General features: G+C 53.4%; 11 protein-coding genes and 1 tRNA gene. 10 read left to right on the forward strand and 2 right to left on the reverse strand.

Going from position 1 to position 11413, the window contains the following annotated elements; all coding sequences use genetic code 11:
• Positions 1 to 197 precede the first annotated feature (197 nt).
• From ACT8X9_RS10735 to ACT8X9_RS10760, 6 genes are all read left to right on the forward strand, one after another.
• The gene (locus ACT8X9_RS10735; RefSeq protein ID WP_444268976.1) at positions 198 to 3041 is read left to right on the forward strand and encodes a transporter substrate-binding domain-containing protein; all 2844 of its coding nucleotides are present in this window, start codon (positions 198 to 200) and stop codon (positions 3039 to 3041) included.
• Positions 3042 to 3139: 98 nt separating this feature from the next.
• Positions 3140 to 3799, forward strand: a complete 660-nt coding sequence (locus tag ACT8X9_RS10740) for a hypothetical protein (protein WP_444268977.1) — start codon at positions 3140 to 3142, stop codon at positions 3797 to 3799.
• Between the two features lie 85 nt (positions 3800 to 3884).
• The gene (locus ACT8X9_RS10745) at positions 3885 to 4409 is read left to right on the forward strand and encodes a DUF6551 family protein (protein WP_444268978.1); all 525 of its coding nucleotides are present in this window, start codon (positions 3885 to 3887) and stop codon (positions 4407 to 4409) included.
• Positions 4410 to 4414: 5 nt separating this feature from the next.
• Positions 4415 to 4825, forward strand: coding sequence for a type II toxin-antitoxin system PemK/MazF family toxin (locus ACT8X9_RS10750; protein WP_097783512.1), 411 nt, complete (start codon positions 4415 to 4417; stop codon positions 4823 to 4825).
• Positions 4797 to 4958: a hypothetical protein gene (locus ACT8X9_RS10755; RefSeq protein ID WP_158577575.1), complete on the forward strand. Its 162-nt coding sequence runs from the start codon at positions 4797 to 4799 to the stop codon at positions 4956 to 4958. The genes ACT8X9_RS10750 and ACT8X9_RS10755 overlap by 29 nt, the downstream gene beginning before the upstream one ends.
• Positions 4959 to 5075: 117 nt before the next feature.
• On the forward strand, positions 5076 to 6689 hold the full coding sequence (locus ACT8X9_RS10760; protein WP_444268979.1) for a recombinase family protein: 1614 nt from the start codon (positions 5076 to 5078) through the stop codon (positions 6687 to 6689).
• Positions 6690 to 6877: 188 nt separating this feature from the next.
• On the opposite strand, the gene ACT8X9_RS10765 is transcribed toward ACT8X9_RS10760, so the two are convergent.
• Together ACT8X9_RS10765 and ACT8X9_RS10770 are read right to left on the reverse strand one after the other, a co-directional pair.
• Positions 6878 to 6953, reverse strand: a tRNA-Ala gene (locus ACT8X9_RS10765).
• 254 nt (positions 6954 to 7207) lie between these two features.
• Complete coding sequence (locus tag ACT8X9_RS10770; RefSeq protein ID WP_444268980.1) at positions 7208 to 7849, reverse strand: hypothetical protein; 642 nt, start codon at positions 7847 to 7849, stop codon at positions 7208 to 7210.
• A gap of 264 nt (positions 7850 to 8113) precedes the next feature.
• On the opposite strand from ACT8X9_RS10770, the gene ACT8X9_RS10775 reads away from it, so the two are divergent.
• The 4 genes from ACT8X9_RS10775 to ACT8X9_RS10790 all read left to right on the forward strand — a co-directional run.
• Positions 8114 to 8737 carry a sugar transferase gene (locus tag ACT8X9_RS10775; RefSeq protein ID WP_444268981.1) on the forward strand — a complete coding sequence of 208 codons (624 nt, stop codon included), beginning with the start codon at positions 8114 to 8116 and terminating at the stop codon, positions 8735 to 8737.
• A 12-nt stretch (positions 8738 to 8749) separates the two neighbouring features.
• Complete coding sequence (locus ACT8X9_RS10780) at positions 8750 to 9682, forward strand: hypothetical protein (RefSeq protein ID WP_444268982.1); 933 nt, start codon at positions 8750 to 8752, stop codon at positions 9680 to 9682.
• Between the two features lie 3 nt (positions 9683 to 9685).
• Entirely contained in the window at positions 9686 to 10687 is a 1002-nt protein-coding gene (locus ACT8X9_RS10785) for a glycosyltransferase family 2 protein (protein ID WP_444268983.1), read from the forward strand.
• Positions 10688 to 10801: 114 nt separating this feature from the next.
• Positions 10802 to 11413: amino acid--tRNA ligase-related protein (locus ACT8X9_RS10790; protein WP_444268984.1), on the forward strand; the 612-nt coding region annotated here is incomplete at its 3' end.

Raw genomic sequence — 11413 nt, forward strand, 5'->3', positions numbered from 1 at the left:
GAGCAGAGCAGAGCAGAGCAGAGCAGAGCAGAGCAGAGCAGAGCAGAGCAGAGCACCTATAATGCCCTGCTGTTTTCTGCTGTCCGCAAATATCGCTCTATGAAGTCAGATGACGCTTTCAGTCATGGGTTCGCCATGCCTTGAAAGCGTTTGTTTATTTTCCAGCGGCAGAGTTATAAAAATGGAGGGGGCATGTTATGAATGTTACAAAGCGAGCCAGAACTTGCAGGGGTCTGGCAATTCTAATGACGATGCTTCTGCTGACGGCATTGCTGTCTCTTTCGGCAAGCGCAGCAGAAACAGTAAGCCAGCATGAGCGTGTGAGGGTTGGCTTTTTTGCAATGGACGGCTATCACATGATGGACGAGGACGGAAACCGCAGCGGTTATGGCTACGATTTTCTCCGCTTGATGGCGCGCTACTGGGATGTAGACTATGAATACGTCGGCTATGACAAAAGCTGGGATGAAATGCAGCAGATGCTGATCGACGGTGAGATCGACATGGTAACTTCTGCCCGCAGAACGCCTGAGCGCGAAGAATTATTTGATTTTTCCCGTCCGATCGGAACCAACAATGGTATCCTGACTGTCCGCAGCGATAATAGCACCATCGTTGAGGGAAAGTATAGTACCTACGATGGGATGCGTGTTGCCCTCCTGCGCGGAAACTCCCGGAACGATGAATTTGCGGAGTATGCACGAACCAAAGGCTTCACTTACAAATCGGTCTATTTCGATTCGGCTGAGGAGATAGCAGAGGCACTTCAGAATGGAACGGTTGATGCCATTGTCACCAGTTCCCTGCGCAAAATGAACAATGAGCGCATCCTTGAAAAATTCGGCAGCAGTGATTTTTATGTGATCGTCAAAAAAGGAAACACTGAACTTCTGAATAAGATAAATTATGCGATCGATCAGATGAACGCTGCCGAAGGCAGCTGGAAAACGACCCTCTATAACAAAAATTACGAAACTGCCGATACCAAAAATCTGGAGTACACGGAAGAAGAAAAGCGTATCATTGCCCAATATTCCAAGGAAAATCCCCTTCATGTTTTGTGCGACCCGACCCGGTATCCCTATTCCTATACAGAAAATGGCGAAGTAAAGGGCATTCTCCCGGACTATTTTCGGAAGATAGCAGACTATGCAGGACTCTCGTATGAGTTTCTTGTTCCTGCGACCAGAGATGAGTATATCGCATATCAAAGCAATAAGGATGCGGTAAACATCAGTATTGATGCACGATTGGATACGGATAATTACGCAGAGACCAAAGAATGGGGATTGACCGCTCCCTATATCACGATGCGAATGGCAAGAGTGACGCGGAGAGACTTTGATGGGAAGATCCATATTGTCGCCACAGTCAATCAGACCGCGTCCACATCGATCGCAGATGTGCTGGCACCCGGTGCGGAAAAACTGATGTGCAGTACCCGTCAGGAGATGATGGAAGCTGTCCGCGATGGCAAAGCGGATGCAGCCTTTGTCTACTATTACATGGCACAGGCATTCGTCAACAGCGACACAACAGGTACAATGACCTACATGCCGCTGGAACAACCCACATTCAGTTACCGCATGGTGGTTTCCTCTACGGAAAACCATGCGCTGGCAGGTATCCTGACAAAAGCAATGTACGCAATGCCGGATAATCTTGTTGAAGACCTTGCAACACAGTACACCACTTATAAAGCAACGAATCTGACACTTGCAGATATGATCCGTCTGCATCCGGTCACAGCTTTCGCCATCATCGTATTTATCTCGTGGATGGCGGTCACGCTGATCGTTATTTTGAACCGCTTGCAAACACGCAGAAAATTACAGCTTGCAGCCCAGCAGAAAGCGAAAGAAATGGCTGTCCTTGCAGAGCAGGCGCAAGCAGCCAGCAAAGCCAAAAGCACATTCCTTTCCAATATGTCCCACGACATCCGCACCCCCATGAACGCCATCATCGGCTTTACAAATATCGCATTGCATCAGGATTCTGTGCCGGAAATGCACAACTGTCTGAAGAAGATCGAGGAAAGCTCGGATCATCTGCTGTCCCTGCTGAATGATGTGCTGGATATAAGCCGCATCGAGAGCGGAAAGGTGGAGTTTTCCCCTGTTCCGGCAAATATCACCGCAGTTACAGACAGTGTGATCGAGATCGTGAAGGGGATGCTTCTGAACCGGGAACTGAACTTTGAAGTGCATCGTGAACCGCTGCAAAATCCCTATGTCATGACGGAACCCGTCCGTATCCGGGAAATTCTGGTCAATATCCTGAACAATGCCGTGAAATTTACCAAGGATGGCGGCACCATCCGTTTTGATGCAGGCAACCGTCCGGGAGTCGATGCACAGCACATCGTAATTTGCTATCGGATTAAAGATACCGGCATCGGTATGAGCGAAGATTTCCAGAAAAAACTCTTTGACGAATTTGCGCAGGAAGAAAATGGCGTACGGACACAGTATAAGGGCACGGGTCTGGGAATGCCCATCTCAAAGAAGTATGTTGAACTGATGGGCGGCACGATCACAGTAGACAGCCGGAAGGGCGTCGGTACGACCTTTACCGTAGAGATTCCCATGGAACTGACAAATGCTGAGAAAGTCGAAAAAACAAAGCCGCTTGTACAGCACAATGACCTGAAGGGGATCAAGGTGCTTCTGGCAGAAGATAATGAACTGAACGCCGAACTTGCCACGATGCTGTTGGAAGATTTGGGAATGACAGTAACGCGTGCAGCAGATGGGCAGGAAGTTGTTGATCTGTTCGCAGAGCATCCGGCGGGCACTTATGATATTATCCTGATGGACATTATGATGCCTAAAATGGATGGACATCAGGCGGCAAAGGCAATCCGTGCAATGTATGCTGACCGCCCGGATGCAGAAGAGATTCCCATCATCGCACTGTCGGCAAATGCTTTTTCGGAGGACGTTCAGGCATCTCTGGACGCAGGCATGAACGGTCACGTTTCCAAGCCTCTTAACATGGAAGAAGTAACCAAAGTTATTGAGCGTAACTTGAACAAGCCGTAACTCCAGCGGATTAATACCTACATATTCCCCCCAAGCGGGCGACCACAAAAAGGTTGCCCGCTATTTTTATACCCTGAAAACTAAAGAAGGAGGCCAAAATGCCAAGCAAAACCGAAGAATATCTCGCCCTTGCCCAGCGCACGGCCAACGGCTTGACCCGATACTGGGAAAGCTGGACGGATTACCTGACCACTGCGTCCCGGCTGTACAAGTACCCTTTTGCGGACCAGCTCATGATCTACGCCCAGCGCCCGGATGCCACCGCCTGCGCCGACTTCGACATCTGGAACAACCGGATGAACCGTTATGTACGCCGAGGTGCCAAGGGCATCGCCCTGCTGGACGAATCCAGCGGATTTCCGCGCCTGCATTACGTCTTTGACGTAAGCGACACCGGGGTGCGCCGCAATTCCCGTGACCCGGAGGTGTGGCAGTACAACGATGATCTGAAACGACCTGTTTCGGATGCACTGACTGCTGCATACGGCATCAGCGGGGAACGTGTCAGCCAGCAGCTTGCAGATGTTGCCGGGAAACTGGTGGCAGATTACTGGGACAACAATGGTGGAGACATCCGTGCCATCGTTGACGGTTCGCTGCTGATGGATTATGATGAAGCCGGAGTGGAGATACAGTTCAAGTCTGCCGCCGCCATCAGCGTCACCTACACGCTGCTGGAACGCTGCGGCTTTGAGCCTGCCGGGTGGTTCGACAAGGACGATTTTCAGGCAATACGACGGCATTGCTTGCTACAATGAAGATATGCTGAGAGAACGAAGCATTGCTTGAGCTGAACGCTCGTACGCGCAAACTGTTCTCCGCCATCTCCATTGCAGCGTTCGATTGACGCAGGTTGAGTTATCGGCAGATGAAGCTCTGCTGTTTGCTGTGCAGACAGGCATTTCCAGCGAACTGACCGCGGGTGAACAGCTTCGTGCCAAACTGGTGGCACACGAAGAAAACGCCTGCGATTTTGTTTCGGTAACGGAGGACACAGGTGTCCGCTTTGCACTGGATGGGATTCGTGCCCCGTGGAAAATCTACTGCATCTGCTCGGCCTACTACATCTACAAGAGTTACGGCGCTGCCCTTTACCGGGAAATGCTGAGTATCCTTGTGGATGCGTGGGATGGAGATTCGGATTCGTTCCTGTCTGGCATCCTGCACGGCATGGCTCGTTTTCTGGCTCTGTATCAGGGCGAATATAGCCGGGAACGGCTGATTCTCCGGCTGCGCACAGTGCATCCCAAGACCATCACCCGGTTGGCACAAAACGACACTGGCAATGTGGCAGACCGCCACATGAAACAGATCCTGTCCATCTACAACGGTGCTGGCCGTACCCATAATTTGCCCTGCAAGCGGTGATGAGCATGATTCCAGTCAACCGAAAATTTCTGCGCGGTGATATTTACTACGCCAATCTGGAGCCGCACCTTGGCTCCGAGCAGGGCGGTATCCGCCCTGTGGTCGTGGTGCAGAACAACACCGCAAACTGCTATTCGCCCAACCTCATTGTTGCGCCTGTCACATCCAATACTGCAAAGAAGCCCGATCACCAAGCCCACGTTCTTGTGGACGGTAATCGGGCTTTTTTGCAGCCCTCTATGATTTTGGCAGAATCTGTCCAGACCATCAGCAAGGGACGGCTGATCCGCCCGATGGGGCGGTTGAGCATCCCGGAACTCATTCGGCTTAATTATGCGCTGCTGTATCAGCTTGATCTGAACGAATGGGTATGGCGAAAGGAGGCCTATGAACGCTATCTGCGATACCACCGCTAAATCGGAAACCCTTTCCGTCAAAGGCTGCAAAGTCAAGATCACCTATGCGCCTGCGGATACAGACTGTCTGGATGCCATCCAGAAACTATTGCAGACCACCATCCTGCGCACGGCAGGGCACACCGCTGCCTGACATCCTTGTGCTCCTTGAATGCGTGAGATAAGATAAAATCGAACTGAACCTTGAAAACAAAATATGGACGAAACACGTTTGATTTTTCCTTTCTCACTCAAAGAAAGAGAGATTGAAATGAAAAAACGTGTCTATACCTTATACCGTGTTTCGACCAAAGGACAGGTCGAGAAAGACGACATCCCCATGCAGAAAGAAGCCTGTCGCAACTTTGCAGAAAGTCAGGGCTGGGAGATCGTCAAGGAATTTTCCGAAAAAGGCGTTTCCGGCTTCAAAAAATCTGCCAAAGAGCGTGACGAACTCCAGAAAATTCAACAGGCCGCGATGGAGGGCAAGTTTGACATCCTGCTGGTGTTCATGTTTGACCGCCTAGGCCGCCGTGACGATGAAACGCCCTTTATCGTGGAGTGGTTCACGAAGCAGGGCATCGAGGTCTGGAGCGTGAACGAGGGACAACAGCGGTTCGACACCCATGTGGACAAGCTGATGAACTACATCCGCTACTGGCAGGCATCCGGCGAAAGCCTAAAAACCTCTGTACGAACCCGGACAAGGCTGGAACAGCTCACCGGGGAAGGCCACTACACAGGCGGCACCGTGGCTTTTGGCTACAAGCGTGTCCGCCTTGGTCGGGTGAACAAGAAGAATCAGGAAGTCTGCGACCTTGTGATTGATGAAGCGGAAGCTGAGATTGTCCGGCTGATTTTCCACAAGTACGTTTACGAGGGCTACGGCGCACAGAAGTTGAGCCACTATCTTTATGAACAGGGAGTCGTAGGACGGAACAACAAAAATATCCCCAACACCAGCATCGTTCGGATGATCAAGAACAAAGGATACACGGGATACCTCATCAACGGTGCGGTGGAGACGGAGTGTCCGCAGCTCCGCATCATCGAACCAGAGCTGTTCGAGCAGGCACAGGAACTGCGGCAGGCACGCACTTGTGAGCGTGGCGGTACTTCACTGGGCACCAGCTCCAAAGCCCTGTTGACCGGGCTGGTCTACTGTGCCCACTGTGGCAACCGCTTGAGCCTGACCAGCAGTGGACGGACACACACCTACGCCGATGGGCATACGGTGAAAGAAGTCCGGCCCCGGTATAGCTGCTTTTATAAGATTCGGCATCCGGGTAACTGCGATGGGCAGTCCGGCTACGGTGTTTCCAAGCTGGATTCCATTGTGGAAGAAGTTGTCCGGCAGATCTTCGCACAGTTCCGGGAGGTTTCCCGGAAGAAGCTGCTGGAATCGGTCAAGACTAACGATGCCGCCCGCATCCAGAAGAAAATCAAGAAAATCCAGAAAGACTTGGAAGCCAAGCAGAAAGAGCTGGACGACCTGAAAGCCGAAACCATTCTGGTCATCCGGGGCGTAAGTGCCTTGGACAAAGAACTGCTGGGTACACTGGTAGCCGAAGCAAAAGATGCACTGGAAACCCTGGAAAAGCAGCTCGTGCAGGCACAGGAAGAATACGAAGAAGCCACCAAAACAGCAAAGCGCAGCAACTACATCTGCAACGAGCTGTTTACATGGGCGGATGTGTACGACACCGCCAACCACGATGAACGCCGCGCTATCTTGCAGCAGTTCATTGCGGAGATTCGTGTCCAAAAAGACTATGAGATCTCGATCACCCTGAACGCCAGCTTCAACCAAGTGGAACAGCTCAAGGCTGTATCAACCTACGATGGTGCGGAAATTTTTGAAGAAATTTCCGAAAAGGGGGCATAAAAGCGATGCGCTTGCCCGCAGCACTGTGTAAAATTCAAAGAAAGAAGCGTGAAACCGATTGATTTTCAAAAAGTACATGGATGACCCCGCCCGGTTCGCATCCGACTTCAGGGTTCGGAGCCCGGCACGGTCCGCCAAAGTTTTTTGGACATAAAAAACGCCGCATCGTACAAAACGATGCGGCAAATTGGTGGACCTAGAGGGATTCGAACCCTTGACCTCTCGGATGCGAACCGAACGCTCTCCCAGCTGAGCTATAGGCCCATATTTAGGGGCGTGACGCGGTTGGGCGACCAACCGACATACTCCCCATTTGAATGCCCACAACTCTGTGGGGCACAAAAGCGATACGCTTGCACTCCCAGCTGAGCTATAGGCCCATATGTTCTTCACAACGCAAATAGTGTAACTCTTTCGAAGGCATTTGTCAAGAGCTTTTCGTCGCGCCGTGCCGCAGGACTTTCGCTGCATCGCGTTGCAGAAGAGGGAGAGCGTTTGGCTGCGTCCGGGGGTTTTTATTACCCGACGATGTGCCAGTGGTCGGGCTTATCAGTGTCAGTGGTGACGCCGTCATCGGTGTACATCCGGTAGGGCACAGGCCGACCATCCGGCGCAAAACGCCAGAAGGTGAGGGCGGTGTCGTCCAGCAGGGTAGTGTTGGCGGCAGGCTGCGCCACCGGCACCGTGTGGCCCGGACGGAGGAACAGCAGCACTTCGTCCAGCTCGCAGGTCAGATAGTGCCGTCCGGCGGGCAGGATCTCTTCGTCGTAGTCACAGACGCTGCGCAGGCGCAGCAGCTTCATCGGCTCGGGCAGATAGACCGTCCGGCCGTGGGCGTTCTGGGTGTAGATGGGGGCGATCATCAGGCCCTCGCCCAGAAGCAGCTGGTCCTCCACCTCCCGGGCGTCGGGGTCGGCAGGATAGTCAAAGGCCAGAGGCCGGAAGTAGGGCGCATCCTCCAGTGCGGCCTTCATGAATTCACTGTAGAGGTAGGGCAGAAAGGCCCACTTGGGCGGGATGTAGCTGGGGCCGATGAGCTGCCGGAACTCCTTCGCCGCCTCTGCCGCCGTGGGGGCGGTGATGAGATAGAGGGCATAGTCCGATTCTGCCGCCGCGAAGCGGAGGGTGTCGTGGCGGGTGTAGCCGATGTCATAGCTCACTTTGCCCGGGAAATCAAGGAAGATGCCGATGCACGCCGGGCGGCGGGCCAGAAGACCGCCCGGACGGTGCGCAATGCTGAGGAAAACCGCTTTTTGACCTCTACCAGTATGGTACGCCCTCCAGCCCGGCAGAGCAAGAGAGAAAACCGTCAGAACGATACAACAAAACCGGCATTTTCGCCGGAAAGGAGGGCGCGGGGCTTGTTTGGGCAGGGGGGAATGGTATATAATAAGAATATTCTAGTGTATAAGGGGAGGATCATCATGTATCAGAAAGGAATCAAGCGGCTGCTGGCCGTGGTGCTGTCGGCCTGCGGGCTGCTGGTGCTGTCGCCGCTGCTGCTTCTGCTTTGCCTTGCCATCAAGCTGGACTCACCGGGGCCGATCTTCTTCCGGCAGAAGCGGGTGGGCATCCATAAGAGCTATTTCAACATTCTCAAGTTCCGCACCATGCGCATCGACACCCCCCACGATATGCCCACCCATCTGCTCCACGACCCGGAGCAGTATATCACCCGGGTGGGCCGTTTCCTGCGAAAGACCAGTCTGGACGAGCTGCCCCAGCTGTGGAACATCCTCGTGGGCGATATGGCCGTCATCGGCCCGCGTCCGGCGCTCTGGAATCAGTACGATCTGCTGGCCGAGCGGGACAAGTACGGGGCAAACGATGTCCGCCCCGGTCTGACTGGCTGGGCGCAGATCCATGGCCGGGACGAGCTGGAGATCACGGAAAAGGCCAAGCTTGATGGCTGGTATGTGGAGCATATGAGCTTCTGGCTGGATGTCAGATGCTTTTTCGGCACCATCAGGGCCGTGGCCGACCACGACGGCGTGGTGGAGGGCGGCACCGGGACGCTGCACGAGGAAGAGGAAAACGACCATAAATAGGGGAAACATAATATGCTGAATGAACTGTATCACATTGCGACTCCATGGGCAAAGGCAACAAAAAGCCAGATCAACGTGAACCGGATGCTTGGAGTGGCGGCGAATGTCCTTTATCCGGCATATTGTGCATGGAGTCCGCTCCCGAAACAGAAAACAACGCAGGGCGAAAAGATGGTGGTATCTCTGACCACCTTCCCGCTCCGGATCGGGAAAGTCCATCTGACGATCCAGAGCATCCTGCGGCAGAGCCGCCCGGCGGCTCGTGTCCTGCTCTGGCTGTCCAAGGAGGAATTTCCGGAGGAAGCACAGCTCCCGGAAAATCTGCTCCGCCTGAAGGAAAGGGGACTGGACATCCACTTCTGCGACAATATCCGCTCCTTTAAAAAGGTGTTCTATACCGCACAGGAATTTGAAAATGATGTGATCATTACAGCGGACGATGATGCGCTCTACCCGGAAAACTGGCTGGAAGGGCTGTGGGATACCCATGAAAAGTATCCGGGCTGTGTGTGCTGCTACCGTGCGCACGAGATCACGTTTGAAGGCGGAAGGGTAGCACCCTATCAGGAGTGGCACGGCTTGTCGCCGGACAAAAAAGGTCCTTCGGAAGCGCTTTTTCCAGTGGGTGTCGGAGGGGTATTGTACCCTGCCGGCTATTTCAGCGGTATCGAGTTCGACAGTGAAAAGATCCTGAAGCTGTGTCCGACGGCGGACGATATGTGGCTCAAGATCGTAGGAGCACAGAAAAGGATCCCGGCGGTGAAGGTGAGCACCAATTCGAAGGAATGGTTCACCATCCGGAGTAGCCAGCGCCAGTGCCTGATGTCGGTCAACACCGCCGGAAGGATGCTGAACGACGAAGCGCTGCAAAACCTGATGGAATATTATCACGTTACAGCGGAGATGCTGGGCGGCACATTGACAGAGCAGAAAGGCAAAGGATAAAAGATGGCGAGCGGGACAGATGTGAAGATCAGCGTGATCGTACCGGTCTACAATGTAGAAAAAGAACTCCCTCGCTGCATCGAGAGCCTCCTGACACAGACGTATTCGAATTTTGAGCTGCTTCTGATAAACGATGGCTCATCGGATGGCAGCCCTGAGATCATGGAGAGATACGCGGAGAAGGACCTGCGCATCCGCACCCTGCATAAGAAAAATGGCGGGGTGTCCTCAGCACGCAATAGGGGGCTGGAACAGGCAAAAGGCGAATATGTGTGCTTTGTGGATGCGGACGATGCTGTGGCTCCGCAATATATGGAATGGCTGTATCTGGCCCTCCGGCAGAGCGGAGAGGCGGTTGCAATCTGCAGGGATGTGCGGGTGAATGATTTTGAAAAGGAGGCCCCCTTTAAGGCACTTCCGGAAAAAATGCCGGAAACAAAGCGGATGGATATGAAGCGATATACATTCTGGGATGAAAATGGGTGCCTGTGGTGCTGTAGAGGGATGATGAAGACTGAATTTCTTCGTGATATTCGGTTCGATGAGGAGCTTTCGATCGGAGAAGATGCGCTGTTTATGACAAAGGCACTTCTGAAGGCGGGAGGGTACATTTATCTGCCGTGCGGCCTGTACGCATACTATATGCGGGATGGCTCGGCGCTCCATCAGGAGACATTCAAGCCAAAGCAGTTCAGTGAGATAACGGCATGGGAAAGAATTTATGCACTGATCCGGGAGCAGAGGAGACCTGGGGAGGAAAGCATGGAACGAACAGCCGAGGAACGGCTGGCGGTGGTCTGTGCCCATGTGTATTACCGGATGGCGGGCAGCGACCATGCCGATCCGGAGCTGCAAGCCAAGATCGTGCGGATGGCGCGAGAGCATTGGCGGGCAGCCTTGCGCGTCCCGAACAGCAAGAAGCGTGAAAAGAGCAAGCTCTGGATGCTGATCTGCTGCCCGGCGGCGGGACGCTGGATGTGGAGGCTGGGGAAAAAGCTGAAATAGGGATGAACCGCCGAAGGAGCTGAAGCATCTTGAGAAACGAAGCGGTTTTGTCTTGATTTATGTCGGAAATGTTATATAATAAAACAGTATACAAGACACAGAAGGAGGATTTCCATGGAACGCACCTATATCAATGAGGTACAAAAGGAAATTGGCAGCACGGTCAAGGTGCAGGGCTTTATCGAAAACCTGCGCAACAGCAAGTATATGGCCTTCATCGTGCTGAAGGATATTACCGGCAAGCTTCAGATCACCGTCGAGAAAGAGGATCACCCCGAGCTGGTGGACACCATCGACAAGCTGACCCCGGACTCGGTCATCACCGTCACCGGCAAGGTGGTGGAGAACGACTATGTCAAGATGGGCGGCATCGAGATGATCCCCTCGGCCATCGAGATCGAGAGCATCGCCGACGCACTGCCCATCGTCCGTAAGGAAATCGCAGCCACCAAGAAAAAGAAGGCTGTGGAGCGTTCCAGCATCGACCAGCGCATCGACTACCGCTGGATCGACCTGCGCACCGACGAGAATCAGCTGATGTTCAAGGCACAGAGCTGCTTCGTCAACGCTATGCGCCAGTTCCTGCTCGAGCGTAACTTCATCGAGATCCACACCCCGAAGCTCATCGCTGCCGCCAGCGAGAGCGGCTCTGAGGTGTTCAAGGTGGACTACTTCGACCGCAACGCCTATCTGGCCCAAAGCCCTCAGTTCTACAAGCAGCTGGCA

Origin of the sequence: Faecalibacterium sp. (assembly GCF_052358865.1) — a bacterium.
Lineage (GTDB): Bacteria > Bacillota > Clostridia > Oscillospirales > Ruminococcaceae > Faecalibacterium > Faecalibacterium butyricigenerans.

Excerpts from the sequence above, each read along its gene's own strand:
- ACT8X9_RS10735 (WP_444268976.1), top strand. The coding sequence starts at position 198 with ATGAATGTTACAAAGCGAGCCAGAACTTGCAGGGGTCTGGCAATTCTA.
- ACT8X9_RS10755 (WP_158577575.1), top strand. The coding sequence starts at position 4,797 with ATGAACGCTATCTGCGATACCACCGCTAAATCGGAAACCCTTTCCGTC.
- ACT8X9_RS10740 (WP_444268977.1), top strand. The coding sequence starts at position 3,140 with ATGCCAAGCAAAACCGAAGAATATCTCGCCCTTGCCCAGCGCACGGCC.
- ACT8X9_RS10780 (WP_444268982.1), top strand. The coding sequence starts at position 8,750 with ATGCTGAATGAACTGTATCACATTGCGACTCCATGGGCAAAGGCAACA.
- ACT8X9_RS10750 (WP_097783512.1), top strand. The coding sequence starts at position 4,415 with ATGATTCCAGTCAACCGAAAATTTCTGCGCGGTGATATTTACTACGCC.
- ACT8X9_RS10775 (WP_444268981.1), top strand. The coding sequence starts at position 8,114 with ATGTATCAGAAAGGAATCAAGCGGCTGCTGGCCGTGGTGCTGTCGGCC.
- ACT8X9_RS10785 (WP_444268983.1), top strand. The coding sequence starts at position 9,686 with ATGGCGAGCGGGACAGATGTGAAGATCAGCGTGATCGTACCGGTCTAC.
- ACT8X9_RS10760 (WP_444268979.1), top strand. The coding sequence starts at position 5,076 with ATGAAAAAACGTGTCTATACCTTATACCGTGTTTCGACCAAAGGACAG.